Annotated in this window: 20 protein-coding genes; 11 read left to right on the top strand and 9 right to left on the bottom strand. The window is 71.8% G+C overall.

Annotated elements, in window-relative coordinates; translation table 11 throughout:
- The first annotated feature begins 6 nt into the window (after positions 1 to 6).
- A complete protein-coding gene (locus OHB56_RS39385; protein WP_406358697.1) occupies positions 7 to 1,221 on the top strand; it encodes a serine hydrolase domain-containing protein in 1,215 nt (404 codons plus the stop codon).
- 19 nt (positions 1,222 to 1,240) lie between these two features.
- The gene (locus OHB56_RS39380; RefSeq protein WP_326750978.1) at positions 1,241 to 3,511 is read left to right on the top strand and encodes a cytochrome P450; all 2,271 of its coding nucleotides are present in this window, start codon (positions 1,241 to 1,243) and stop codon (positions 3,509 to 3,511) included.
- A gap of 111 nt (positions 3,512 to 3,622) precedes the next feature.
- Here the strand turns inward: OHB56_RS39380 and OHB56_RS39375 are convergent, their stop codons facing one another.
- Positions 3,623 to 4,207, bottom strand: coding sequence for a helix-turn-helix domain-containing protein (locus tag OHB56_RS39375; protein ID WP_326750979.1), 585 nt, complete (start codon positions 4,205 to 4,207; stop codon positions 3,623 to 3,625).
- 477 nt (positions 4,208 to 4,684) lie between these two features.
- Between OHB56_RS39375 and OHB56_RS39370 the strand changes: the two genes are divergently transcribed.
- On the top strand, positions 4,685 to 6,151 hold the full coding sequence (locus OHB56_RS39370; protein WP_326750980.1) for a glucose/sorbosone family PQQ-dependent dehydrogenase: 1,467 nt from the start codon (positions 4,685 to 4,687) through the stop codon (positions 6,149 to 6,151).
- Positions 6,152 to 6,250: 99 nt separating this feature from the next.
- On the opposite strand, the gene OHB56_RS39365 is transcribed toward OHB56_RS39370, so the two are convergent.
- The 3 genes from OHB56_RS39365 to OHB56_RS39355 form a co-directional block, all read right to left on the bottom strand.
- On the bottom strand, positions 6,251 to 7,819 hold the full coding sequence (locus OHB56_RS39365; RefSeq protein ID WP_406358694.1) for a family 10 glycosylhydrolase: 1,569 nt from the start codon (positions 7,817 to 7,819) through the stop codon (positions 6,251 to 6,253).
- Positions 7,820 to 7,891: 72 nt separating this feature from the next.
- Positions 7,892 to 8,632, bottom strand: a complete 741-nt coding sequence (locus OHB56_RS39360; protein ID WP_326750982.1) for a peptidoglycan-binding domain-containing protein — start codon at positions 8,630 to 8,632, stop codon at positions 7,892 to 7,894.
- Positions 8,633 to 8,992: 360 nt separating this feature from the next.
- Positions 8,993 to 9,352, bottom strand: coding sequence for a hypothetical protein (locus tag OHB56_RS39355; RefSeq protein WP_406358693.1), 360 nt, complete (start codon positions 9,350 to 9,352; stop codon positions 8,993 to 8,995).
- Between the two features lie 317 nt (positions 9,353 to 9,669).
- On the opposite strand from OHB56_RS39355, the gene OHB56_RS39350 reads away from it, so the two are divergent.
- Positions 9,670 to 10,584 (top strand): YceI family protein, encoded by a 915-nt coding sequence (locus OHB56_RS39350; RefSeq protein WP_326750984.1) that lies wholly within the window; start codon positions 9,670 to 9,672, stop codon positions 10,582 to 10,584.
- A gap of 58 nt (positions 10,585 to 10,642) precedes the next feature.
- On the opposite strand, the gene OHB56_RS39345 is transcribed toward OHB56_RS39350, so the two are convergent.
- The gene (locus OHB56_RS39345; protein WP_326750985.1) at positions 10,643 to 11,911 is read right to left on the bottom strand and encodes an FAD-dependent oxidoreductase; all 1,269 of its coding nucleotides are present in this window, start codon (positions 11,909 to 11,911) and stop codon (positions 10,643 to 10,645) included.
- A gap of 181 nt (positions 11,912 to 12,092) precedes the next feature.
- On the opposite strand from OHB56_RS39345, the gene OHB56_RS39340 reads away from it, so the two are divergent.
- Both OHB56_RS39340 and OHB56_RS39335 read left to right on the top strand, forming a co-directional pair.
- Positions 12,093 to 13,757, top strand: a complete 1,665-nt coding sequence (locus OHB56_RS39340; protein WP_406358691.1) for a PucR family transcriptional regulator — start codon at positions 12,093 to 12,095, stop codon at positions 13,755 to 13,757.
- Positions 13,758 to 13,860: 103 nt separating this feature from the next.
- On the top strand, positions 13,861 to 14,358 hold the full coding sequence (locus OHB56_RS39335; protein ID WP_406358689.1) for a carboxymuconolactone decarboxylase family protein: 498 nt from the start codon (positions 13,861 to 13,863) through the stop codon (positions 14,356 to 14,358).
- A 186-nt stretch (positions 14,359 to 14,544) separates the two neighbouring features.
- On the opposite strand, the gene OHB56_RS39330 is transcribed toward OHB56_RS39335, so the two are convergent.
- A complete protein-coding gene (locus OHB56_RS39330) occupies positions 14,545 to 15,225 on the bottom strand; it encodes a maleylpyruvate isomerase family mycothiol-dependent enzyme (RefSeq protein WP_326750988.1) in 681 nt (226 codons plus the stop codon).
- Positions 15,226 to 15,397: 172 nt separating this feature from the next.
- On the opposite strand from OHB56_RS39330, the gene OHB56_RS39325 reads away from it, so the two are divergent.
- Positions 15,398 to 16,162: an alpha/beta hydrolase gene (locus tag OHB56_RS39325; RefSeq protein WP_326750989.1), complete on the top strand. Its 765-nt coding sequence runs from the start codon at positions 15,398 to 15,400 to the stop codon at positions 16,160 to 16,162.
- A 28-nt stretch (positions 16,163 to 16,190) separates the two neighbouring features.
- Here the strand turns inward: OHB56_RS39325 and OHB56_RS39320 are convergent, their stop codons facing one another.
- The 3 genes from OHB56_RS39320 to OHB56_RS39310 form a co-directional block, all read right to left on the bottom strand.
- Entirely contained in the window at positions 16,191 to 19,565 is a 3,375-nt protein-coding gene (locus OHB56_RS39320) for a pyruvate carboxylase (protein ID WP_326756881.1), read from the bottom strand.
- Between the two features lie 124 nt (positions 19,566 to 19,689).
- Positions 19,690 to 20,481 carry a response regulator transcription factor gene (locus OHB56_RS39315; protein WP_406358687.1) on the bottom strand — a complete coding sequence of 264 codons (792 nt, stop codon included), beginning with the start codon at positions 20,479 to 20,481 and terminating at the stop codon, positions 19,690 to 19,692.
- A complete protein-coding gene (locus tag OHB56_RS39310) occupies positions 20,478 to 20,993 on the bottom strand; it encodes a MarR family winged helix-turn-helix transcriptional regulator (RefSeq protein WP_406358685.1) in 516 nt (171 codons plus the stop codon). The genes OHB56_RS39315 and OHB56_RS39310 overlap by 4 nt, the downstream gene beginning before the upstream one ends.
- A gap of 255 nt (positions 20,994 to 21,248) precedes the next feature.
- Between OHB56_RS39310 and OHB56_RS39305 the strand changes: the two genes are divergently transcribed.
- The 4 genes from OHB56_RS39305 (at position 21,249) to OHB56_RS39290 (ending at position 24,828) form a co-directional block, all read left to right on the top strand.
- On the top strand, positions 21,249 to 22,490 hold the full coding sequence (locus OHB56_RS39305; protein ID WP_406358683.1) for a cytochrome P450: 1,242 nt from the start codon (positions 21,249 to 21,251) through the stop codon (positions 22,488 to 22,490).
- A 61-nt stretch (positions 22,491 to 22,551) separates the two neighbouring features.
- Positions 22,552 to 22,758 carry a ferredoxin gene (locus OHB56_RS39300; RefSeq protein ID WP_055594720.1) on the top strand — a complete coding sequence of 69 codons (207 nt, stop codon included), beginning with the start codon at positions 22,552 to 22,554 and terminating at the stop codon, positions 22,756 to 22,758.
- Positions 22,755 to 23,999, top strand: a complete 1,245-nt coding sequence (locus OHB56_RS39295; RefSeq protein ID WP_406358682.1) for an NAD(P)/FAD-dependent oxidoreductase — start codon at positions 22,755 to 22,757, stop codon at positions 23,997 to 23,999. Before OHB56_RS39300 ends, OHB56_RS39295 begins: the two co-directional genes overlap by 4 nt.
- Positions 23,986 to 24,828: an SDR family oxidoreductase gene (locus OHB56_RS39290; protein WP_326750994.1), complete on the top strand. Its 843-nt coding sequence runs from the start codon at positions 23,986 to 23,988 to the stop codon at positions 24,826 to 24,828. Before OHB56_RS39295 ends, OHB56_RS39290 begins: the two co-directional genes overlap by 14 nt.
- Positions 24,829 to 25,142: the final 314 nt, after the last annotated feature.

Here is a 25,142-nt window from a genome sequence, read left to right as displayed (position 1 = left end):
GAACCAGTGCAGCACACCGACGCCCCGGAACCCACTGTCGCCCTCACCGAGACGCCCGGCGTCGAACGCCGTTTCCTCGAGGTCCTGGACGACACCATCCGCGCGGACATCGAGAACGGCGCCTACCACGGGGCGAACATCATCGTGGCCCGCCACGGCGAGATCGCCCTGCGCGGCACCTACGGACTGGCCGACGTCCAGGCCGGCCGCCCGACCCGGCGCGACGACGTCTACCGCATCCTGTCCATGTCCAAGGGCTTCACCAACGCCCTGGTCTTCCGGGCCCTCAGTGAGGGCAGGCTGATGCTCTCCACGCGCGTCGTCGACCTCATTCCCGAATTCTTCGGCACCGAGCCGTTCCGTGCGGCGCGCAAGGACCGGATCAACCTCGCCCACCTGCTCACGCACCGGGCCGGCATGCCCGCCACGCCCAACCCGGGCCTGGGCCCGGAGGGCTTCGCCGTGCTTGCCGATGTCATCGAGGCACTGGCCGGCGTCGACGTCGTGCACGAGCCGGGCACGAACCTGAACTACTCGGCGGCCATCAACCACGCGCTCATGGGCGAGATGGCCCGGCGCGCCTACGGTGCCGACTCGTTCCGGGAGCTCATGCGGGAGAAGGTCTTCGACCCCGTCGGCATGGCGCACACCCGGTTCGGGATGCCCGAGAAGTGGCGTGACCAGGGCGTCCCGCTGAAGGTCATCGTCGCCAACGACTCCTGGCTCAAGCCCGGGGACATCGAGTGCCTCAACGACGTCATCGACCGCGAGGACGCCGAGATGCCGTGGGTCGGCGCGGTGTCCACCGTCGACGACGTCTTCGCCTTCACCGAGATGCTGCGCAACAAGGGGCGCACCGCTTCCGGGGAGCAGCTCATCGGGGAGTCGGTGCTCGAGTTCGCCGTGACCAACCAGACCGGCGACCAGATCAACGACCTGTACGGCATGGTCGCCGCCGCCCGCAAGTGGGACCTCCCGCCGGGGAACATGGGTCTGGGCATGGCCCTGGCCGGTTCGGGGACGCACGCGCGTTTCTTCGGGCCCTTCGTCTCACCGGGCACCTTCGGCTCGTACGGGGCCGGTTCGTCCCTGCTGTGGGTGGACCCCGTCTCGGGCATGTCCTTCTGTTTCCTCTCCTCCGGGGTGATGGACGAGGGGGACAACGTCGCCCGGTTCCAGAAGCTCTCGTCGATCGCCGCCTCCGCGGCAACCAGCGTCTGACCAGCGAAAGGAGCAGGCCATGACGTCACTGCAGGAAGAGGCCCGTCCGGTGGGCCGCTGCCCCGTCGCCCACGGTTTCGACGCGATGGGCGACGACTACTACCGGGACCCGGCCGGCCACCTGGCCACGGTCCGGGACGCCTCGCCGGTGTTCTGGTACCCGCACCTCAACGCGTGGATCGTGACGCGGCGGGACGACTGCCTCACCGTTCTCTCGGACTGGCGGACCTACTCGTCGGCGGCGAACTCGGCCGCGGACGTGCCGGAGAAGCACCGCGGGCTCTACCCGCCTGATCTCGTGTCGAAGATGATCGTGGGGCAGGATCCGCCCGGTCACACGGATGCTCGTTCCGTGGCCCAGCGGGGCTTCGTCAAGGAGCGGATGGACCGGCTGCAGCCGGAGATCGAGGCCAGGGCCCACCGCATCATCGACCGGTTCGAGAACAAGGGCTCGGCGAATCTGCTCGAGGAGTACTCGCTGGAGCTGACGACTCAGACCATCATGGCGCTGCTGGGTCTCGGCTACGAGCACGAGGCGATGATGCGGCAGTTGCGCGACGATCTGTTCGCCGTGCTGTCGTCCGCGCACGAGCCGCTGCCCGAGCCGGGACGGACCGAGGTGTGGGACCGCTTCGTCGAGGCCAACCTGACGCTGCGTGCCCTCGTGGACGAGCGGCGCGACTCCGACGCGGACGACATCATCTCCGTGATGGCGTCGGCCAGGGCGAAGGACGGCTCGTACGCGCTGCCCACGCCGCAGATCGCCCTGCACGTCTCCGAGTTCGCCGCGGCCGGCACGGACACCACCGCCCAGGCGATGACCAACGCGGTGATCTTCCTGTCCCAGAACCCCGGGGCGCTGCAGGACGCGCTCGCCGAACCGGAGCTGTGGCCCCGGGTCTTCGAGGAGACGGTGCGGCGGCGCCCGTCCTCGACGTTCACCTCTCGCCGGGTGACGCGCGACGTGGAACTGTCGGGCGTGAAGATCTCGGCCGGTGACATGGTGTGGGTCGCGCTGGCCTCGGCCAACACCGATCCCCTGCACGTCGACCGTCCCTTCGAGTTCGACATCCACCGCCCCGACCCCGAGGATCACCTGGCCTTCACCGCCGGACGGCACACCTGCCTGGGCAATCCGCTCGCCCGGGTCCAGGGGGCGACGGGGCTGCGTGTGCTCTTCGAGCGGCTGCCGTCGCTGCGTCCCGACGACACCGACGAGCTGGACTTCCTGCGCATGGCCCTGCTCCCGGTGCGCCGTTCGCTGCACGTGCACTGGGACGTCGCGGACGTCGAGCGGTCGAGGACGCGCACTGTGCGCACGCTCGACCTGGAGGTGACGGAGCGCACCGAGGCGTCGGACGGCGTCGTCGCCCTGGCCCTGAGCCACCCGGACGGCGGGGACCTGCCGCCGTGGAAGGCCGGCGCCCACATCGACGTCCATGTGCCCCGGGAGGACGGCGGGGACGACGGGGAGAACGAGCCGTGGGTGCGCCAGTACTCGCTGGCCTCCGACCCCGAGGACCGCACCGCGTACCGCATCGGTGTGCTGCGGGAGGAGGCCGGCCGGGGCGGGTCGGCGGCGGTGCACGACGCGCTGACCGCCGGGTCCCGGGTGACCGTGTCCTGGCCGCGCAACAACTTCCGGCTCCTGCCCTCGCCCCGCTACCTCTTCATCGCCGGGGGCATCGGCGTCACCCCGATCCTGCCCATGATCAGGGAGGCCGAGCGTGCCGGGGCCGAGTGGGACCTCGTCTACGGCGGGCGCACCCGCACGTCGATGGCCTTCTGCGACGAGCTGGCCGCTCACGGCGGCCGGGTCACGCTGGTCCCGCAGGACCGGGACGGGCTGATCGACCTGGCCGGTCTGCTCGGTGAGGCGCGTGACGACACGCTCGTCTACGCGTGCGGGCCCGAGCCCCTGCTGCGTGCCGTCGAGGAGAACACCTCCCACTGGCCGAAGAACTCCCTGCGCATGGAGCGGTTCGCTCCCAAGCCCGTGGAGCGCACCGTTCCCGACACGCCGTTCCAGGTGGAGTTCGCGGAGTCGGGGACGGTCGTCGAGGTCGGCGCGGACGAGACGATCCTTCAGGCCGCGGAGAAGGCCGGGCTGCCGGTGGTGTCCTCGTGCAAGACCGGGACGTGCGGCACCTGCGAGACGCGCATCGTCTCCGGCCGCGCCGACCACCGGGACTCGATCCTCACCGCGTCCGAACAGGAGACCAACGAGACCATGCTGATCTGCGTGTCCCGGGCCGAGGCCGGGTGCCCGCGGCTGGTGCTCGGCGGCTGACGCCGGCGGCGCCGCCCGCTTCCTCGCACCGCTCCGTCGGGAAACCCGTGACCCGGGTTTCCCGGCGGAGCCGTGTCGGCAGCCCCGGCTCCCCCGGCCCGGCCGGTCGTCTCAGCCGTCGAACAGCTGGGCCCACTGCCGGGCCAGGGAAGCGAGGATCAGTTCCTCCCGCTCCTTGTGGCCGCGGACGTACAGGAAGTAGAAGTTGCGCTCCAGGCTCATCATGAGCGTGGCCATGTGCACTTCGCGTTCCGTCCGCTCGTCCTCCGTCGCGCCGTCGAGGTGGAGCGCGGCGTGGGCCGACGAGACGCGCCGGATCAGTCCCAGCCACTCCTCGAGCACGTCCGGGTCGATGGCCATGGCCTGGTTGACGGCCTCGAACTCCGTGGCGTAGCGCAGCCACATCCCGCGGGCGGCCCCCAGCCACTCCCGCAGGGCCTCGGGGGTGTGCGCCGGCATCCCGTCCAGCACTTCGTAGAGCTCGGCGACCTCGGCCTCGATCTCGGTCATGCGGGCCCTGATGATCTGGGACTTGCTGTTGAAGTACAGGTACAGGTTGGCACGGCTGCTGCCGGCCGCGGCCGCGATCTGGGCCATGGACGTGCTCTCGTAGCCCCGTTCCTTGAAGAGACGCAGAGCCTCGTCGACGAAACGCTGACGCGTGGCGATGCTCTTGGCCGTGCGGTTGGCTGCCATGCAAAGTACCTGGCTCACAGGGAGAGGCTGACGGATCGAGACACCCGGGGCGCGGCCGGGAACAGTGTCCGTCCCACCCGCCGACGGGGGCGGTACGGCACTCCGGAGAAGTGTAGCCATTCGGGTGAACCGCGAGGTGGGGGCACGCCACGGTGCCGCGCCGGTGGGGTTCGGCGGGCGCCTGATCGCGGCGGCCCCGACCGGTCCCACCGTACGGAACACCCGGGACCGGCGTGCCCCCGCCGGCAGGCGAGAACGTCCCAACTCTTTTCCCGGCAGGGGCGTTTGAAGCTGCCCAGTTCCCCGCCGACCGGGGTGGCGTCCGACGGGCCCGCGTCCCTGCCACGGTCTCCCCTTCACCCGAACGGCACAACGAATCACTACTCAGAGCGCTGAAACGTAAGCGGAGCGCAATGCTTCGAATGCGGGGGGAACTTCACCGGAAGGAACCACATGCACCACATACTGCGCGGGTCTGTGACGACTGCGCTCGCCCTGGCCCTCGGCGTGTCGCTGACCGGCGCCGCTGTCACAGGCGGAGATCCCCCCGCGAACGGGAACACAGACGCCGCGACTCCTCCGGCCACCACCACACCGCCCGCCTCGGGCACGTTCACCAAGCGGGTCGTGGCCACCGGGCTGAACAACCCGTACGAGATCGTCCGGGCCCCCGACGGAGCCCTGTGGGTCACCGAGAAGACCGGCAAGAAGGTCACCCGCGTCGACCCGAAGACCGGTGCCAAGACCACCCTGCTCAGCCTGCCGAAGGCCGTCCACAGCGAGGGCGGACAGGACGGCGTACTCGGCCTCGCCCTGGAAAAGCACAAGTCCGGCGCGCTGTACGCGTACGTCGCCTACAGCTACGACATCGACCCGACCCCGGTCGTCCAGGCCCGCACGAAGATCGAACGCTACACCTACGACGCCGACCGGCAGCGGCTGCACAGCCCGAAGGCCGTCATCGCCGGCATGCCGTCCGGCAACGACCACCAGTCGGCGCGGCTGCGCCTGGGGCCGGACGACAAGCTGTACTACACCATCGGTGACCAGGGCGTGAACCAGTTCGGCAACACCTGCAGGCCCAGCTACGCCATGCGGCTGCCCACCGCCCACGAGGTCGAGGGTCTGGACTGGATCGCCTACCAGGGCAAGACCCTGCGGCTGAACACCGACGGCTCCATCCCCTCGGACAACCCGGTCCTCGACGGCGTGCGCAGCCACGTCTACACCTACGGGCACCGCAACGCCCAGGGCCTGGCCTTCGGTCCCGACGGCACGCTCTACTCGAACGAGCAGGGCCCGAAGACCGACGACGAGATCAACATCCTGCAGAAGGGGGCCGACTACGGCTGGCCGAACGTCTCGGGCTACCGCGACGACAAGGCGTACGTCTACGCCAATTGGTCCGCCTCCCGGCCGACGCCGTGCGACGAACTGACGTTCAGCAACTTCGAGATCCCCGCGACGGTCCCCGTGCAGAAGGAGAGCGACTTCACCCGGCCCTTCATGGACCCGATCCACACCTTCGGCACCGTGGGCTCGGACTTCCGGTTCCAGAACCCCGCGTGCGCCCAGGGCGAGATGTGGTCGGTGTGCTGGCCCACCATCGCACCCTCGAGCTTCGAGCACTACGGGACGTCCAGGAAGTCCGCCGGGTCCACCGGTAAGGGCCTCCCCGGCTGGAACGACTCCCTGGTGATGACCACCCTCAAGGACGGCACCGTCTACCGCGTCGACCTCACGCCGGACGGCCGGGACGTCAGCAAGGTCACCAAGCTCATCACGGAGGACAACCGCTTCCGTGACACGGAGTTCAGCGCCGACGGCAAGTCCCTCTTCGCCGCGACCGACTCCGCGGGCCCCGTCCGTGACATCCGGGGCGCCCCGTCCACCGACCCCTTGGAGAACCCCGGCGCGATCATCGAATACCGCTGGGAGCGCTGACCCGCCACCTCGTTCGATCCGCCCGCCCCGACCCCCGGCCGGCCGGCCGCGCGAAACCGGCCGGCCGGCCGACTGCTCCCGGGAACCGGGAGCGCTTCGTCACGGTACGGTGAGAAACGGCGGGAACACCGCTTTCGCGATACCGCCCTTCCTCACCCTCACCACGGTCGCCGGAGCTCCGATCACACCCTCCGGCAGGGACAGGGTGAGCACATACACACCCGGTTCCACATGGGCGAAGCCGAACCAACCCGAGCCGTCGCTGAGCCGGACGGTCTTCTCACCGCCGCCGGTGAGCGGGGCGAGCGTCACCGGCACCTGGTCCAGCGGGCCGCCGCCCCGGAGGGCGAGCCTGCCCGTGACATGCCCGTCCCGGGGCGCCGCCTTCCATGGCATGCCGGGCACCGCCGCCTCGTCCTTGAACGGCGCGTCCTCACCCTGCGTCAACGCCTGCACCAGCTTGGCCCGCTCAACCGCCAAGCCGTTGGCCGCCACATCCTTGCTGGGACCGGCGTACGAGTAGCCGCTCCAGCCGGCCGCGGTATTGCCCGCCTCGCTGGGCCGCAGCGCCTCCCTGACCTGGCTGAGCGAGTCCGCGACGCCGTTCAAGTACAGCGCGGGTCCGTTGACCGCCTGCCGCTCGCCCTGGTGGTCGGCCAGGAACGCGGACCACTCGGAGAACATGAGTGCCTGGTCCGGGTTCCAGTCGCGCTTGTAGTTCATGGTCACGGCGGTGTCCATGATCCCCTCGTCCAGCCATCCCGCCCAGTCCTGCAGGACCTCGGCGTACGTACGCGTGGCCTGCCAGCCGCCCACCGCCTGCGGCCCGTGCCCGTAGGTGATGGCGTCCATCGACAAGCGGATCTGCGGGTCGATCTCCCAGACACGGAGATAGATCTTGCGCACCAGATGGGTGACCTGGCTGCGCCTCCAGTCACTCCAGGCCGTGTCGGACGGGAGGGGGATGTCCGTACGGCCCGTAGCCCGTTGGAAGCGGGCGACGGACACGTCGTTGTAGCCCCAGTCGCTGTGGGTGGTGGTGGAGCTGCCGTCCGGGTAGCGGACATAGTCGAGGTTGATGCCGTCCACGTCGTAGTTGCGGACCATGCTCTGGATGCCGCGGACGATGTAGTCGACGGCCGCCGGATGGCCGGGGTCGACATAGGCGTTGGCGCCCACCAGTTCCTGGCCGTCGGCCTTCTTGTTGAGCCAGCGGTCGGCGCCGGTGGCGCCCGGACCGTGCTGGTTGAAGACGTGATCCGGGGAGCGGGGCGGGGTGGTGCTGTTCCACATGGTGTTGACGTTGACCCAGGCGTGCACCTGCAGTCCGGCCGCGTGCCCCTGCCGGACCATTTCCTCCAGCGGATCGTAGGGCTCCGGGGCGATCGCGGCGTCGGTGCGCGGGTACAGGGCGTTGTTGCAGAAGCAGTCGTAACGCCGGGCCGTCTGAACGATCAGAGCGTTGGCGTTGACGTCCAACGCGTCTTCGACCAGGGCCGCGACCTGTGCGGGTGTGTAGATGCCCGGGTTGAACGCGTCCACCCAGTAGCTGCGCCACTGGGTCGGCGCCGCCGCGCCGTCGTGGGCGTGGGCGGGCGGCGCGGTGACCGCGCCGAAGAGCAGACCGAGGCCCGCCGCCAGGGTGGTGAGTACACGAGGCAAGCGCATGTGAGGGGTCCCCTGTGGAGTTCATCGGCTACGGGCGTACGTCGTGGGAGGGCGGTGGGCCCCCGGCCGGCTCTAGGCGAACGTGGCACCCCAGGTGGCCGGCCCGACGATGCCGTCCACGCTCAGGCCCTTGCTCGACTGGAAGCTGCGGCAGGCGGAGTCGGATCCCGGTCCGTACTGGCCGTCCACGGCGAGGGAGTAGCCGTGCGCGCTGTTCATCCGGTACTGCCAGGTCGCCACGCTGGCGTGCTCGAAGGTCGGCGGCCGGCGGAAACTGACTCCGGGGTAGGGCAAGGGTCCGCCACCGGGGTTGACCTCGCCGCTGAGCACCCGGGAGTACAGGTTGCCCGGGCAGGCGGTCGCGTGGTGGTCTCGGTGGCCGGTGATGGCCTGCGCGGCGCCGCCCGACACCCGCAGGCGGTTGATCCCGTGGCGGACGGCGTCGATGAGCCCGGCGGTGATGGTGTCGTAGTTGCTGCTGGAGCCGCCGGTCAGCGCACAGACCGCGTACCAGTCGTCGTTGCCCTGCGTGGTGCCCTGGGCGGCGGTGCGGACGTGCTCACCGCGGCCCTGGAAGAGGTAGCCGTGAACGCAGGCGAGGTGGCTGTAGGCAATGTCCGACCAGCCGTTGGAGTCCATGTGGAAGTTCTGGATGCCCCGCACCTGGGCGGCGCAGTCGGCGTGGTCGGTCTTGGCCACTTTCACCGCGTCGACGTGATGGACGACCACGCCGCCCTGTGCCGGGGTGATGTTGCCGCTGACGCTCTCGGGCGCCCTGGCGCCCCATTGGGAGCGGGTGACGAACGTGGCCATCAGCTCCGCCCTCCTCGGCCCAGGGCACAGTTGACGGTGGCGTTCAATGGCTCGGCATGGGCGCTGCGCGCTGCTTCGGGGCCGTGGACGGCGCCGGGATGGCGGGAGTGCGTGACGAGGGGAAGTTCACGGCTTCCCGGCGGGAGGGGGGTGTCGGCACGCGCGGGTCCGGAACATATGGCGGGCAGCGCGAGCGCACCGGCGGCTGCCGCCAGCAGCGTCGCGCGGCGAGATGGGCCGTGAGTCAACGGTCCTCCTGGTCGTGGTGAAGTGGGAGCGATTGTCGAAGCATTGACAGGTTCCCGTCAAGAGAGCCGCGGTCGTCCGATCGCACCTGATGCACATGGACACGTGCGGCCGTCACTTGACGCCATCGACGCGGGAGGAGGCGCGCACATCGATGGCCTCCGGTGATCGCCTGGTCGATACCGAGTTCACCGATCCGCACGCCGTGCGGGCGTTGGCGCATCCGGTGCGGCCGGCGATCCTTGACCGCCTCCAGGGGCACGCGCCTGCGACCTGCGGGGCTCGGAAAGTCGTCGTCGCAGGTCCGGCCGCGTAGCGGTACTCGTTGACGACGCCGCCGAGGACGCGGGTCCGCAGGAGTCGGCGGCCGAGGACGGCGTCGAGGTGGAGGAAGCCGACGGCGGTGACGCCTCCGGCCCGGCCGGCGAGGAACTCCCTCCAGGCGCGCCGGTGGTGTGTGCGGACGTCGTGCACGATGTGCGCCGATACCGCGAGTGACGCATGAACATCGCGCTACGCCCCACACTGCTTGCCGGAGCGTTACCGCAAAGCACTGCCCCCTCAAACCAGATCATCACCTCATATATCAGGGCCCCTTCGGTGGCTCGTGCGGCACGGTCCGGCGCTCGCGCGGGCATCCGGAGCAGCGGAGCAGCCCTTTCACCGGCTTTAGGATCGTCACCGGCCTCCCCCCGTACCGACGTCCCGTTCTGCGGGCCTCTTGGCAGTCGCGAACGCGGCGCGCCGTGCGGGTCGCATGGCAGCGACACGTGTGAAGAAAGGTGAACACCATGGTCCTCGGACTGCTGCGACACAGGCGCTCCCACAGCGCCCAGGGCGCCGCGCCGGCCCTCTCCGTCCCTCTGCCGCCCGGCGCGGGGGCGTTCGGCTGCGAGGTCCTCGACGCGCTGGGGCAGCCGCTGGGCGGAGCCGAGGTCACGGTGACCGGGCAGAACAGCCACCGTGTCGCGACGCGCGGCACCACCGACCCGTACGGCTACTTCGTGGCAGCCCTGCCGCCCGGCGCCTACAGCGTGATGACCATGGCGGAGAGCCTGTCACCGGTCCGCGAGACCGTCGAGATAACCGCCGGCGTGGTGCTCCCTCCACAGCGCATCGTGCTGGAGCCCGGACGTCAGCTGGAGCTGCCGCCGTCCGGCACCTGGCTGTTCGACCCGCCGCACACCGCGATCCGGTTCATCGCCAAGCACGTGGGCATGGCCCATGTGCACGGCCGCTTCACGCGGTTCGAGGGCGGCATCCGCGTCGCGCAGAACATGGCCGACTCCCAGGTCCAGGTGCGCATCGACGCGTCCAGCCTCACCACGGGCAACCAGACGCGTGACAACCACCTGCGGTCCGGGGACTTCCTCGACGTCGAGCACTACCCGTACATCGACTTCACCAGCACCAGGTTCGCCTACCGCGGCGGCTCCAAGTGGACCCTGCACGGCACCCTCACCCTGCACGGCACCAGCCGCTCCGTGGGCCTCGACACCGAGTACCTCGGCACCGTGAACGGCGGCTACGAGCAGGAACTGCGCTGCGCCGCGCTCGCGAAGGCCGAACTGCACCGCGAGGACTTCACCCTCGACTACCGTTCGATGCTCGCCCGCGGCATCGCCGTGGTCGGCCCCACGGTCCAACTGGAGCTCGACGTACAGGCCATGTACCGGACCCCCGACACGCCGACCCCGCCCAACTAGCGGACTCACCGGCCGTCGACGGCGGGACCGGGATGCCGGACCCGCCGTCGACGTCCGGTCAGCGCAGCGGGTCGAACGGCGCGAGCTGCGCGGGGCGTTCGCCGGTGACGACCGTCTCGGCGAGCAGCAGTCCGGTGGCCGGGCCGAGGGTGATGCCCCACATGCCGTGTCCGCCCGCGGCGAAGACCCGGGGTGAGCGGGTGCGGCCGATCAGAGGGAGTCCGTCGGTCGTGCACGGGCGTGAGCCGACCCACTCGTCCTTACGGGCGTCCAGGTCGGCCCCGCGCAGCAGCGGGCGGGCCGCCTCGGCGATGGCGTTGATCCGGCGGGCGTCCAGGGGCGCTTCCGGCTTGCGGAACTCCATCATTCCGGCGACGCGCAGCCGGTCGCCGAGCGGCGTGCAGGCGACGCGCTGTCCGGGGAAGTAGACCGGGCCGGAGGGCACGTGCTCGACCGGGACGCTGAAGCTGTATCCCCGGCCGGCCTGCACGAGGGAGCGGACGCCGAACTTCCTGGCATGCCGGCCGAGCCAGGCTCCGGTGGCCAGGACCACCGCGTCGAAGCGTCGGTTCTGGCCGTCACCGGTCAGGACGGTGACGCCGGTGGCCGCGTCCCGCACATCGGTGACCTCCGTCTTCTCCCGGATCTCCCCGCCCCGGGCACGGACCGCGTCGGCCAGGGAGTGCGTGAAGTGTCCCGGGTCGATGTAGCGCTGACCGTGCAGCCGGATCGCCGCGCCGATCTCGTCCGAGAGGGACGGCTCGACCCCCCGGGCCTCGTCTCCGTCGAGGACGTCGAACTCCATGCTCTGGCCCGCGGCGTGGATCTGTTCGAGTTCCTCCAGCAGGACCCGGCGCTCCCCTGCTGTGCGGTAGGCCGCGAGGAAGGACTTGGCGTCGAGGGTGCGCGCCTCGACGCCTCCTTCGGCCAGCAGGTCGAAGGAGGACAGCGACAGGCCGTTGATGGGGACGAGCGCGCGCATCGCGCGCAGCCACCGTGTCGCGGTGCTGTTCCGGGCGAATCCTGCCAGGAACCTGAGCAGGCCGGGGTTCGCGCTGGGCGGGACGTAGACCGGGGAGGACGGGCTGAGGACCGCCCGCAGGCCGTAGCTGAGCACCGCGGGCTCGGGCAGCGGTGTCGCCAGTCCGGGGGTGAGCCATCCGGCGTTGCCCCAGGACGACCCGGCGGCCACCCCAGCCCGGTCGTACACGGTGACGTCGACTCCTCGTTCCTGCAGGAACCAGGCGGTGGACAGTCCGACCATGCCGGCGCCGACGATGGCGACGGAGCGGGGGCCTGAGTGCGCGGGCGAAGACGGGCGGACCATGCGAAACCTCTTTTCCAAGGCGGTGATGTCTTTGATGGTGAGCCCGGTCCGCCCGGTTGTCTTTGTGCTGTGCGGCCAATGGCAGCCGGATCGATGATGTGCCGAGCACTGTGCACCGGAGCCACAATGGGGGCATGACCCTGCGCATGAGCCGTTCCTCTCCCCCCGCGGGGTGCCCGTGATGATCACGGTCACCGATCTCGTGGACTCCCTGGGCGCCGGGTTCCTCCGCACGGTCGTGGCGGCCGGGAACGCCGAGGTGCACGACATCGCCCTGGCCGAGCCCGGCGACGCCGGAGGACAGCCGGGGGAACTCGTCCTGGGGGTGGGCGTGACCGACCGGGCGGAGGCCCTCGCCCTGCTGGAGCGGGCCGCACGGGCGGCGGCCGGGGGCGTCGTCCTCAGGAGCCCCTTCGCCGGCGATCCCCAGGTGGCCCGCGCCACCCGCGAACTGGCGGGCCCCGCGCTGGTCGAACTGCAGCCGCACACTTCATGGGCGCATGTCGTCTGGTTGCTGCGAGGTGTCATCGACCGGGCTGCCGCGCCCGGCACCAGTCGCCTCGGTACGCCCGGACCGCACGTCGACCTGTTCGCGCTGGCCGACGCGGCGGCCGAGATCATCGACGCGCCCGTGACGGTGGAGGACGCGCAGTCCAGGGTGCTCGCGTACTCCGCGCGGCAGGACACGACCGATCCGGCGAGGGTCTCCACCATCGTGGGACGGCGTGTCCCGCCGGAGACCCTCACCCATTTCCGGGCCGGCGGTGTCTTCCGCAGGCTCGCCCGCTCCAGCGACCCCATCTGGACCCCGGCGGGCCCCGACGGCACGCTGCCCCGGCTGATCATCCCGGTGCGGGCCGGCGGCGAGTGGCTCGGCTCGATCTGGGCGGTGGTCAGCCCTCCGGTCCCGGAGGAGCGCATCCGGGAGCTCGGCGACGTGGCCTCGGTCCTCGCCCTGCATCTGCTGCGGCTGCGCGCCGAGGCGGGTATCGCCCGGCGGGTGTCGGCCGGCCGGCTGCGGGCGACCCTGCGCGAGGGAGCCGCACCGGGTCCGGGCGCGCTTCCCGGACCGGACGCGGCGCCTGCGCTGCCGGCGGGTCCCTGGCGGGTGGTCGCCTTCGGGGCGCCCTACGGAACCGACGACGTACGCAGGCAGCTGGATCTGTGGGAATCCGTGGCGCGTCGCTTCGGCTGGCACGAGCCCTTGCTGACCGACCTCGACGGGCTGCTGTTCGGCCTGGTCACCGAGCGGCCCCGTGGCAGACGGCCGGTCACGGCCGTCGGTATGGCCGACGCCGGTGCGGGCACCCTCGACTGGCTCCGCCATGTGCTCGGTGAGGTCCACGCGCGCGATGCGGGCCTGTACGCCGTCGCGGGGGGCCCTGCCCACTCCCCCGACCGGTTGCCCCGTTCCACCGCGGAGGCCGGGGAGCTCCACCGGCTGGTCACCGCGGGCCGGCTCCCGCTCCACGGTACGAAGGGGATCCTCCTGATGGAGGACGCCTGGGACGCCGTCGTCGTGGAGCGTGCCACGGCGGCCGTCGGGATCGACACGGGCCTGCTCGGCGGCCCGCTCGCCGTGCTGCGCGCGCACGACGAGGAGCACGGCACGCCGTACCGCGCGACGCTCGCGGCCTGGCTGGACCACTTCGGTGATCCGCAGAGCGCCGCGCGGCTGCTGCGGATCCATCCCAACACGCTGCGGTACCGGCTGCGCAAGCTCGACGAGGTGGCTCCGGTGGACCTGTCCTCTCCCCGCGTGCGGCTGGCTCTGCGGCTGCAGCTCACGGCGATGGGTACGTCGGAGGCCAAGGGCCCGGGCCTCTCGTCGCCGTCCCGTCCGTGACCGCTCGCGGCCTCGTCCTGCCGGCCGTTGAAAGTGCAATCATCAGAAATAAATCATGGATGATAGGACGAGAAGTCAGAGATCGCGCGTTGAGGGAGTTCACGTGACCGAACCGGCAGCGGAGACCACCGACAGACGGGTGTTCGTCGACCGGCAGAGCCCGGACGCCTATCGCGCTCTGTCGGCCACGGCCGAGGCGGTGCGCAAGGTCGCGGCCGACGCCGGGCTGGACCGTATCCTCGTCGAGCTGATCAACATCCGGGTCTCCCAGCTCAACGCGTGCGCGTTCTGCCTCGGTCTGCACACCACGAGGGCGCTGCGCGCCGGTGAGACCACACAGCGTCTGGGTGTGCTGCCCGCCTGGCGGGACACCGAACTGTTCGACCCTCGCGAGCGTGCCGCGCTGGCGCTGGCCGAGGCGACCACGCTTCCCACGGACGCGGAGGCGCAGACCACCGCCTACGACATCGCCCGCTCCGTCCTGTCGGAGGACGAGATCTCCGCCGTGATCTGGGTGGCGATCACCATGAACGCCTTCAACCGGGTCTCGGTCCTGAGCAAGCACCCGGTGCGCAGCCGGGCCGCGGCACCGGCCGACTGAACGCCCCCGCGGGCCTGCCGTGGCCTCACGTTCTGCCCCGGCCCCATCGACCACGCGCAGGGGCGGGACTGGTACCAGGGACGCAGTCGTCCGGTTCCGGACCCAGGTCTTCGGCCTGTTACGTCGCCGTGGCGCCGCGCCTACCGTCCTGACCACGGACACGACGGGCACGCTCGACGAAGCACTTCAGCGACTGCGCCGTTCCGGGCCGCAGCGGCGGCGGAGCAGTTCCACGCCGGGGCCCGTGAGGTCGTCGCAGTACACCGCGCGTCCCGTCATGGCCATCACCAGGGCCACGGTCGGGCCGGACACCAGGGGTCCGGAACCGGTGGTGAAGGGACCGTCGTCGGCGACGAGCCGCAGGCCGCCGATCCGGCCCTTGGCCACGACGACCTGGTCCGTGCTCCGGTAGTACTCGGCGACCCGTGTGACGACGTCGGCCGGATGGTCGCGACGGATGCCCAGCGGGCGCCGGATGTCCTCTCCGTGCACGATCGTCTCGCCCAGCATGGCGATGACGGGCAGAGGGGGCTTGGTCGTGCTCGGGACGGCACGCCGGAACCGGTCGAGGGTCTCGGCCGGGGTCGCGCCCATCTGCTCGGCCAGCCGCATGGCCACCTGCTGGTCGAAGTCGAACCGGCAGCGGATCACCCCGGCCAGCCAGCGCGGCCCGTTCAGGCTCGCGCCCGCGGTGAGGTGCGCCAGCACCTCGCGCACGGTCAGGCCGGTGCACAGTGACGGCGTCACCCACCGCTCGTCGGTCAGTCCGGTGAGATCGGCCGCCAGCGCAGCGCGTTCCGCGTGGACCGAGGACCAGAGGGACGTCCCGCGGACACGGCGGCCCGTCGTGGGTTCGGGATGGTTCATGCGGGCAGGTCTCCTGTCACGGGGCGTACGACTCGGGTGTGGCCGGCGTGCTCTCGGTTCGTGAGGGAGACTCCCGGTCCGGGACGAAGTCATCGGTCGCCGATGAGTTCCGGAGGCCGGGCCGGTCTCCCTGGTGTACGACGACGACGTTCCCGGGACGGAGGTGACGACCGTGCGAAGCGGTTCCGCCTACGCCAAGGTCAACGGTCTCGAGATGTACTACGAGGTCCACGGCGTCGACCGCGCGCCCCGGCGCCCGCTGGTGCTGCTGCACGGCGGGGTCCTCACGGTCGGGCTGTCCTTCGGTGCCGTGCTGCCCGCCCTGACCGCCGACCGGTTGGTGGTCGCTCCCGAACTGCAGGGACACGGGCACACCGCCGACATCGACCGCGCCATGAGGGTGCCGGATCTGGCTTCCGACGTGGTGGCACTGCTCGACGCGATCGGTGTCGAAGAGGCCGATTTCCTCGGGTACAGCCTGGGCGGGCTGATCGCCCTCGAGATCGGGGTCAGGCATCCCGGGCGGGTGGGGCGGCTCGTGCTCGCCGCCGCCCCGTACACGCAGGACGGTGTCCATGAGGAGGTCCGCACCCCCGACCACAGCTCACCGCGGCTGCCCGGCGAGGCGGACTTCCGGGAGATGGCCGACGCGTACGCGGCGAGCGCGCCGCATCCCGAGCGCTTCGAGGATCTGCTCGCCAAGTGCTCCGCGGCGGCGCACGCCCCGCTGCCCTGGACCTCCGACGATCTGCGCGGGCTGACCGCTCCCACGCTGCTGGTCATCGGCGACACCGACTTCGTACGGGTCGAGCACGCCGCCGAGATGCAGCGGCTGATTCCGCGGTCGCGGCTGGCCGTGCTGCCCGCCACCACGCACATGGCCCTGATGCGGCGGACGTCCCTGCTCCTGCCGCTGCTGAGCGAGTTCCTCGGCTGAGCGGGGACGTCCGCGAACCGCGGTCGGGTCAGGCGAGTTCCACGAGGAGGTCGCCGCCCTCCACCTGCTGGATGCGGTTGATGGCCAGCCGGCTCACCGTGCCGGACTTCGGAGCGGTGATCGCGGCCTCCATCTTCATCGCCTCGATGGTGGCCACCGTGGCACCGGCCGCCACCTCGTCGCCCTCGGCGACCGCGAGGGTCACCACTCCGGCGAACGGCGCCGCGACATGCCCGGGATCGTTCCGGTCGGCCTTCTCGGTGACCGGGACGTCGGAGGCGGCGGCCCGGTCGCGGACCTGGATCGGCCGCATCTGGCCGTTCAGGGTGGACATCACGGTGCGCATGCCGCGCTCGTCGGCGTCGCCCACGGCCTGGAGTTCGATGAGCAGCCGCACCCCGGGGTCGAGGTCGACGGTGTACTCCTTGTCGGGGCGCAGTCCGTAGAAGAAGGCCTTGCTGTCCAGGACGCTGGTGTCGCCGAAGGTCTGCCGGTGCGTCTCGAACTCGCGGGCCGGGCCGGGGAACAGCAGGCGGTTGAGGGTGGCCCGGCGGTCCTTCGCCAGCCCGGCGCGGTCGTCCGCGGTCAGTTCCCGCACCGGCTTGGCCTCGGCGCGGCCGCGCAGTGCCTTGGTCCGGAACGGCTCGGGCCAGCCGCCGGGCGGGGTGCCGAGTTCGCCGCGCAGGAAGCCGATGACGGAGTCGGGGATGTCGAACCGGTCCGGGTCCTGCTCGAAGTCCTGCGGGGACACTCCGGCGCCCACCAGGTGCAGGGCCAGGTCGCCGACCACCTTCGACGAGGGGGTCACCTTGACGAGGCGGCCGAGGATCCGGTCGGCGGCGGCGTACATCGCCTCGATGTCCTCGAAGCGGTCTCCCAGGCCGAGGGCGATGGCCTGGGTGCGCAGGTTGGAGAGCTGCCCGCCGGGGATCTCGTGGTGGTAGACGCGGCCGGTGGGTGAGGCCAGGCCCGCTTCGAAGGGGGCGTAGACCTTGCGGACGCTCTCCCAGTACGGCTCCAGGTCGCCGACGGCCTGGAGGTCGAGGCCGGTGGGCCGGTCCGAGTGGTCGGTCGCCGCGACGATCGCCGACAGGCTGGGCTGCGAGGTGGTGCCCGCCATGGACGCCACCGCGCCGTCGACGGCGTCCGCTCCGGCCCGGATGGCGGCGAGGTAGGTGGCGAGCTGCCCGCCGGAGGTGTCGTGGGTGTGCAGGTGGACCGGCAGGTCGAACTCCCGGCGCAGGGCGGACACCAGGGTCGCCGCCGCGGGTGCCCTCAGCAGGCCTGCCATGTCCTTGACGGCCAGGACGTGCGCGCCCGCGGCCACGATCTGCTCGGCCAGGCGCAGGTAGTAGTCCAGGGTGTAGAGCCGCTCGGACGGGTCGGACAGGTCGGAGGTGTAGCACAGGGCGACCTCCGCGACGGCCGTCCCGGTCTCCCGTACGGCGTCGATGGCGGGCCGCATCTGGGCGACGTCGTTCAGCGCGTCGAAGATGCGGAAGATGTCGATGCCGGTGGCCGCCGCCTCCTGGACGAAGGCGTCGGTCACCTCGGTCGGGTACGGCGTGTAGCCCACGGTGTTGCGGCCGCGCAGCAGCATCTGAAGGCAGATGTTCGGTACGGCTTCACGCAGGGCTGCCAGGCGTTCCCAGGGGTCCTCGGCGAGGAAGCGCAGGGCGACATCGTAGGTGGCGCCGCCCCAGCACTCCAGGGAGAGCAGTTCGGGCAGGGTGCGCGCCACCACGGGGGCGACGGCGAGCAGGTCCTTGGTGCGGACCCGGGTGGCGAGCAGCGACTGGTGGGCGTCGCGGAAGGTGGTGTCGGTGACGCCGACGGTGGGTGAGGCGCGCAGCCGGCTCGCGAATCCCTCGGGGCCGAGTTCCGCGAGCAGTTGCCGGGATCCGGGCGCCGGCTCGGGCGCGGCCGGCCGGGGCAGCTTGGTCGTGGGGTCGATCAGTTCGGGCCGCTCGCCGTGCGGCTTGTTGACCGTGACGTCGGCGAGGTAGGTCAGCAGCTTCGTGCCGCGGTCGGCGGAGTGGCGTGCGGTGAGCAGGTGCGGGCGCTGCTCGATGAACGACGTGGTGACCCGGCCGGCCCGGAACTCCGGATCGTCGAGCACGGCCTGGAGGAAGGGGATGTTGGTGGAGACGCCGCGGATGCGGAACTCGGCCACGGCGCGCCGGGCCCGGCCCACGGCGGTGGTGAAGTCCCGGCCCCGGCAGGTCAGTTTCACCAGCATGGAGTCGAAGTGGGCGCTGATCTCCGTACCGGCGTGGGTGGTGCCGCCGTCCAGGCGGATGCCGGAGCCGCCGGGCGAGCGGTAGGCGCTGATCCGCCCGGTGTCGGGGCGGAAGCCGTTGGCCGGGTCCTCGGTGGTGATGCGGCACTGCAGCGCGGCGCCGCGCAGGGTGATGTTCTCCTGGGCGAGTCCGAGGTCGGCGAGTGTCTCACCGGCGGCGATGCGCAGCTGCGCCTGTACGAGGTCGACGTCGGTGACCTCCTCGGTCACCGTGTGCTCCACCTGGATGCGGGGGTTCATCTCGATGAAGACGTGGTTCCCGTCGCGGTCGACGAGGAATTCCACGGTGCCGGCGTTGCGGTAGCCGATCTGGCGGGCGAAGCGCACGGCATCGGCGCAGATCCTGTCCCGCAGCTCCGGGTCGAGGTTCGGCGCGGGCGCGAGTTCGATCACCTTCTGGTGGCGGCGCTGCACCGAGCAGTCGCGCTCGAACAGGTGGATGACGTTGCCCTCGCCGTCGGCGAGGATCTGCACCTCGATGTGGCGGGGATCGACGACGGCCCGCTCCAGGAAGACCGTGGGGTCACCGAACGCGGACGCGGCCTCCCGCGAGGCCGCCTCGATGGACTCCCGCAGTTGGGCGGGGTCCTCGACCCGGCGCATCCCGCGTCCGCCACCGCCGGCGACCGCCTTGACGAACACGGGGAAGCCGATGCCGTCGGCGGCGCGGACGAGTTCCTCCACGTCGGTGGAGGGCTCCGAGGAGCCCAGTACCGGCACGTCCGCCGCGCGGGCCGCGGCGACGGCGCGCGCCTTGTTGCCGGTCAGCTCCAGGATCCGGGCGCTCGGTCCGACGAAGGTGATGCCCGCCTCCTCGCACGCCAGGGCCAGCTCGGGGTTCTCGGACAGGAATCCGTAGCCCGGGTAGACGGCGTCGGCGCCCGCCCGGCGTGCCGCGCCGACGATCTCCTCGACCGAGAGATAGGCGCGCACCGGATGCCCGACCTCGCCGATCTGGTACGCCTCGTCCGCCTTGAGCCGGTGGAGCGAGTTGCGGTCCTCGTGGGGGAAGACCGCGACCGTTCGAGCGCCCAGCTCGTAGCCCGCGCGGAACGCCCTGATCGCGATCTCACCACGGTTGGCTACCAGCACCTTGCGGAACATGTTGATCCCTTCAGCCTGCCCGGTGACGAAGACCATCGTGTCGGTGGCGGCCCCGGTGCGCCATGTGAGCCGGGCCACTCGTCCCGCGCCGGGCGGGGTCTCCGCTTCGGCGCCGTGGGGCACCTCAGCGCGCGGGGGCGGCGTCCCGACGGCCGGGGTGGCCGAGCCAGTAGCCGAAGCCCCGGCGGGTGCGGATCAGTACGGGGTGTTCCTTGTCCACCTTGTGTCTCAGTCGGGAGACGAGCTTCTCGATGGCCGAGTCGGCGCGGTACTCGCCCCACACGTGCCGGCTGATCTGCTCCTTCGACAGCACGCGTTCGGCGTTGGCCAGCAGGTGGCTCAGGAGCCGGTACTCGGCGGGGGTGAGGTCGAGCTGTCTGGACCCGCGCCATGCCTGGCAGGTGGCGTCGTCCAGGACCAGGTCGCCGTAGCAGTGCATCCCCTGCTGCTCGGGAGCGCGGCCGCGCAGCAGGACCTGGACCCTGGCCAGGACTTCGGCGATCCGCACCGGCTTGGTGACGTAGTCCTCGCCGCCCGGGCCGAGTTCGGGCAGGAGGCTGTGGAGGAGGTCGCAGGTGGTCAGGAACAGCAGCGGCGGCCGGTCCGCGGGCGCCACGCGCCGCCCCCGGGTGAAGCCGATCAGGTCGGGCAGGGTGGCGTCCAGGACCACCAGGTCGAAGCGGTGCTCCGTGAACCGCACCATCCCGTCGGCCGCGGTTGCCGCGGTGCAGACCCGATGGCCCACCAACTCGAGGGCGGTGGTGATCAGTTCGGCCACCGAGGGGTCCTGCTCGACCACCAGGACGTGCCGCCCGTCGCCGCGGGGCGACGACGGCCCCTCTCCGAGGACGCGGCCCGCCGGACGGCCGGTGCTCCGGTGCGCGGGGAGGCCGTCCGGGTGGGACGTGGGCGTCATGGCTCGATGCCGGCCTCGGCCCGGGCGACGAAGTCGCCCACCACGCGAGGGAAGAGCTCGGCGAGCAGACGGAGATCCTCGGGCGGCCGGTCCGCCGGCGCCACCCGCATGCCCCGGAGGTTCACCTCCCGTATCCGGTCGGCGGCGGTCGGTCCGGCCTCGGTGAGCCGGACACGCCGGGCCCGCCGGTCCTCCGGATCGGGGACCCGCTGCACGTAGCCGTCCTTCTCCAACCGCCCCGGCTGCCGGGCGGCAGGGGAGGTCTCCACGGACAGGCGGGCCGCCGGCGCCCCGGGGCGCAGCGGATCACTCCCGGCGGCGTGCCGCAGGATCGCCGCGGCGGCCCGGTCCAGCGACAGCCCGGCCACGGCCATCGGGCGCTCGTGCTGCCGGACCCGGCCCACCAGGTGGGTGACACGGGCGAGAGCCCGCTCGATCCCGACCGGATCCGGCGAGGCGGGCAGGGGCACCCCTGTGGGCGCGGGTACCGCTGTGGGCTGCGGGGTGGGCATGCGGTCACCGTAGAGTTACTTGACTAAGTTAAGCAAGGTGGGACGCAGGCCTTCTCGCTCCCGCGCCACCTCCACTCCGCCGCCGAACCCCTCATGTGACTTGAATCACGTCAGGCTGAGGTCAGGAAACTGACCGGAAGGTGTCAGCCTGCTCCGCTTCCATGCCCGGTGGCCGAGCTTTCCGATCCCACAACTCCTGCTTCCTCTACGGCCGTTCCAGCCGGAAGCGCTCCCCCACGTCCTGTAGGAGATGCCATGTCCGAGGCCCTGTCCCGCCCTGCCGGCGGCGCCGCCGAGGAATTACCCGAGTATCCGCTGCCGCGGGCGGCACAGTGTCCCCTGGCCCCGGCCCCGGCCGCGCAGGAACTGCGGGCGGAGCGCCCGATCACCAAGGTCCGCATCTGGAACGGCAGTACGCCCTGGCTGGTCACCCGGCACGCCGGCCAGCGCGCCCTGCTGCCCGACCCCCGGGTGAGCGACGACGACCTCGACCCGGGTTTCCCCCATGTCAACGCCCACCGGGCGATGATCGCCCCGGTCACCCCCCGGCTGATCACGAACACGGACGCGCCGGAGCACACCCGGCTGCGCCGGACCGTCAACGGCCCGTTCCTGGTCAAGCGGATCGAGAAGATGCGGGCCCCGGTCCAGCAGATCGTCGACGACCTGATCGACACGATGCTGGCGGGCCCCCGCCCGGTCGACCTGCTCACGGCGTTCGCGCTGCCGGTGCCGTCCCTGGTCATCGCCGAACTGCTCGGGGTGCCCTATGAGGACCACGGCTTCTTCCAGCGCAGCAGCAGCCTGATCCTGGACGGCGCCTCGGCGCCCGAGGAGGCCCGGAGGGTCAGCGGTGAGCTGGCCGCCTATCTGGACGACCTGATCAAGCGGAAGACGGACGACCCGGGCGAGGACGTGCTCTCCGAGATGGCCTGCCGGGTCCGCGACGGGGAGATGTCGCACACCGAGGCCGTCCACATGGGCGTGGCGATGCTGATCGCCGGCCACGAGACGACCGCGACGATGATCAGCCTCGGCACCCTGGCGCTGTTCGAACACCCCGGCCAGCTCGCCCTGTTGCGGGAGACCGACGACCCGAAGCTGATCGCGAACGCGGTGGACGAGCTGCTGCGGTACCTGAGCATCGTCCAGACCGGTGTGCGCCGGGTCGCCAAGGAGGACATCGGGATCGGCTCGGTGGTCATCCGCAAGGGCGAGGGCATCGTCTTCGACCTGCACGCGGCGAACTGGGACCCGGAGGCGTTCCCCGAGGCCGAGCGGCTGGACCTCACCCGCCCCGCCCGGATCCACCAGGCGTTCGGCTACGGACCCCACCAGTGCCTGGGCCAGAACCTGGCCCGGCTGGAACTCCAGGTCGCCTACGGCACCCTCTACCGCCGCATCCCCACCCTGCGCGCGGCCGCCCCGATCGAGGACCTCTCCTTCGACCGCACCGGGACGACGTACGGCGTCCACAGCCTGCCCGTCACCTGGTGACCGGCTCCGCCCCCGCCGCCCCGCACACAGCACGACCGGCAGAACCGGAAGGACCGACCGAGTGACGACGACGCGTGTGGAACTGGACGAACCGAAGTGCGTGGCGTCGGGACAGTGCGCCCTGGCCGCCCCCGACGTCTTCGACCAGCGGGACGAGGACGGCGTGGCGGTCCTGCTGGAGGAGTACCCCGGTGAGGAACTGCTCCACGACGCGCGCCAGGCCGAGGCGGTCTGCCCGGCCGCGGCGATCCGCCTGGTGGAACGGTGAGACGCATCGTGGTCGTCGGTGCCTCGGCCGCCGGACTCGCGGCGGCCGAGACCCTGCGCCGGGCGGGCCACGACGGCCCGCTCACCCTCGTCGGTGACGAGCCGCACGCCCCGTACGACCGTCCTCCCCTGTCCAAGCAGATCCTCTCCGGCACGTGGCCGGCCGGGCGGCTGCCGTTGCGCCGGGACGAGGACCTCGACGCCCTGGACCTGGACCTGCGGCGGGGGACGGCGGCGACCGGGCTGGACCTGGCGGACCGTGCGGTCCGCCTGGCCGACGGGTCGCGGGTGCCGTACGACGGGCTCATCGTGGCCACGGGCGTGCGGCCCCGGCGGCTGCCCGGCGAGGGCGCGCACGTCCTGCGCACGCTGGACGACGCCCTCGCGCTGCGTGACGTGCTGACGCCGGGTACCAGGCTCGTCGTGGTGGGCGCCGGATTCCTCGGTGCCGAGGCCGCCGCCGTCGCCCGGGGCCTGGGCGTCCACGTCACCCTGCTCGAGCCGTCTCCCGTCCCGCTGGCCCACGCCGTCGGCACCGAGGTCGGCGGGATGCTCTCCCGGGTCCATCTCGAGCACGGCGTGGAGCTGCGCACCTCGGTCACCGTGACGGAGGTGGTCGAGGACGGCGTGCGGCTGGCCGACGGCGAGGTGGTCGAGGCCGACGAGATCCTGGTCGCCGTCGGCTCGCTGCCGAACACCGGCTGGCTCGCGGACAGCGGGCTGACGCTCGGCGACGGCGTCGTCTGCGACGAGTACTGCGAGGCGGCGCCGGGGGTGTACGCGGCCGGTGACGTCGCTCGCTGGTACAACCCGCTGTTCGGGACGTCGATGCGGATCGAGCACCGTACGAACGCCGCCGAGCAGGGCATGGCCGCCGCGCGCAACCTGCTCGCCCCGCCGGAGGCGCGCACGCCGTTCGCGCCGGTTCCGTACTTCTGGTCCGACCAGTACGGCCTGCGGATCCAGGCCTACGGCTGCCTGCGCGGCCACGACGAAGTCGCCGTCGTGGACGGGGACATGGCCGAGCGGCGGTTCGTCGCCGCCTACCGCAGGGGCGGAAGGCTCACCGGCGCCCTGGCAGTGGGCATGCCGCCCGGGGTCGTCCGCGCCTGGCGGAAGGCCGTCGCGGACGGTACGGCCTGGCACGAGGCCGTACGGGACGAGGCCGCCGCCCCCGACGACCCCATCGGCATCGGCACCGGTGACCACCACGGCAGGGAGACCGCCCGTGCACGGCAGTAGGGACGACCAGCCGCGTGACGTGGTCGTCGTCACCGGAGCGGGCGGGATGGGGTCGGCGGTCGCCCGGCGGCTGGGCAGCGGGCGGACGTTGATCCTCGCCGACGCATCCCGGACACAGCTCGACCGGACGGTGGACGCCCTGCGCGCCGAGGGGTACGCGGTACGGGGCGTGCCGACCGACGTCCGTGACCGCGCGGCGGTGGAGCGGCTGGCCCGGACCGCGGCCGGGGCGGGGCGGATCACAGCCGTCGTGCACACGGCCGGGGTGGCCGCCGCGACCGCTTCGGTGTCCAGGATCCTCGAGGTCGACCTGCTCGGCACGGTGTATGTCATCGAGGGCTTCGAGCAGGTGGCCGTTCGTGGCACGTCGCTGGTCTGCGTCGCCAGCGTCGCCGGGCACATGGCCTCGATCGGCGCCGAGGACGAGGCCGCCCTGGCGACGGCACCCGCGGACCGGCTGCTGGGCCTGGACGCGGTCACCGGCCTCGGCGACGATCCGACGGCCGCCTACATCCTGGCCAAACGGGCGAATCTCCTGCGGGTGCAGGCCGCCGCCCTCGCGTGGAGCCGGCTCGGCGCCCGCGTCAACACGGTCAGTCCGGGCGTCGTCGCCACCGCGATGGCGAAGGCGGAGGCCGACGCGGACTCCGACGGGCACATGATGAGGATGCTCGACGCGTGCGGCGCGGGCCGCCCCGGTACGCCCGCCGAGATCGCCGACGCGGTGGCCTTCCTCACGGATCCGCGCTCCTCGTATATCACCGGCGCCGACCTGCTCGTCGACGGCGGCCAGACGGCATGGATCCGACACCACATGCCCCGCGGGTGACGGCACCACGGGACCGGGAAGGGGCAGAGCGCGAGCCCGGCTGCTCCCTGCGGACGAGGGGGGCCAAGAGGGCGGCCGGGGAGCCGGGGCGCAGCCGGCCTTACCCGGGTTCGCCGTGGCGGCGATGCCTGGGCGCTGCGCATCCGGTCCGGAGGACGCGTGGGTGAAGCGGACTCGCCGGGGCGGGGTGTCCGGTGGCGGGCGGGCGGTCGGCGGCAGCCCCTGCCGTCCCGCCCGTGCGACGCGCGTACCGCCGTACGAACGACCGCGGGCCCCGGACGCGGCCGGGTACCCCGGACGGGTAAGGAGTATCC

The sequence above is a fragment of the Streptomyces sp. NBC_01635 genome (assembly GCF_045209715.1).
GTDB lineage: Bacteria > Actinomycetota > Actinomycetes > Streptomycetales > Streptomycetaceae > Streptomyces > Streptomyces hirsutus.
The sequence above is the reverse complement of the archived record's forward strand: the minus strand, read 5'-3'. Positions and strand labels throughout refer to the sequence as shown.

What these genes read in the sequence shown, in the direction of transcription:
- OHB56_RS39380 (WP_326750978.1), top strand. Translation starts at nt 1,241, where the DNA reads ATGACGTCACTGCAGGAAGAGGCCCGTCCGGTGGGCCGCTGCCCCGTC.
- OHB56_RS39375 (WP_326750979.1), bottom strand. Translation starts at nt 4,207, where the DNA reads ATGGCAGCCAACCGCACGGCCAAGAGCATCGCCACGCGTCAGCGTTTC.
- OHB56_RS39365 (WP_406358694.1), bottom strand. Translation starts at nt 7,819, where the DNA reads ATGCGCTTGCCTCGTGTACTCACCACCCTGGCGGCGGGCCTCGGTCTG.
- OHB56_RS39360 (WP_326750982.1), bottom strand. Translation starts at nt 8,632, where the DNA reads ATGGCCACGTTCGTCACCCGCTCCCAATGGGGCGCCAGGGCGCCCGAG.
- OHB56_RS39350 (WP_326750984.1), top strand. Translation starts at nt 9,670, where the DNA reads ATGGTCCTCGGACTGCTGCGACACAGGCGCTCCCACAGCGCCCAGGGC.
- OHB56_RS39345 (WP_326750985.1), bottom strand. Translation starts at nt 11,911, where the DNA reads ATGGTCCGCCCGTCTTCGCCCGCGCACTCAGGCCCCCGCTCCGTCGCC.
- OHB56_RS39340 (WP_406358691.1), top strand. Translation starts at nt 12,093, where the DNA reads ATGATCACGGTCACCGATCTCGTGGACTCCCTGGGCGCCGGGTTCCTC.
- OHB56_RS39330 (WP_326750988.1), bottom strand. Translation starts at nt 15,225, where the DNA reads ATGAACCATCCCGAACCCACGACGGGCCGCCGTGTCCGCGGGACGTCC.
- OHB56_RS39320 (WP_326756881.1), bottom strand. Translation starts at nt 19,565, where the DNA reads ATGTTCCGCAAGGTGCTGGTAGCCAACCGTGGTGAGATCGCGATCAGG.
- OHB56_RS39315 (WP_406358687.1), bottom strand. Translation starts at nt 20,481, where the DNA reads ATGACGCCCACGTCCCACCCGGACGGCCTCCCCGCGCACCGGAGCACC.
- OHB56_RS39310 (WP_406358685.1), bottom strand. Translation starts at nt 20,993, where the DNA reads ATGCCCACCCCGCAGCCCACAGCGGTACCCGCGCCCACAGGGGTGCCC.
- OHB56_RS39305 (WP_406358683.1), top strand. Translation starts at nt 21,249, where the DNA reads ATGTCCGAGGCCCTGTCCCGCCCTGCCGGCGGCGCCGCCGAGGAATTA.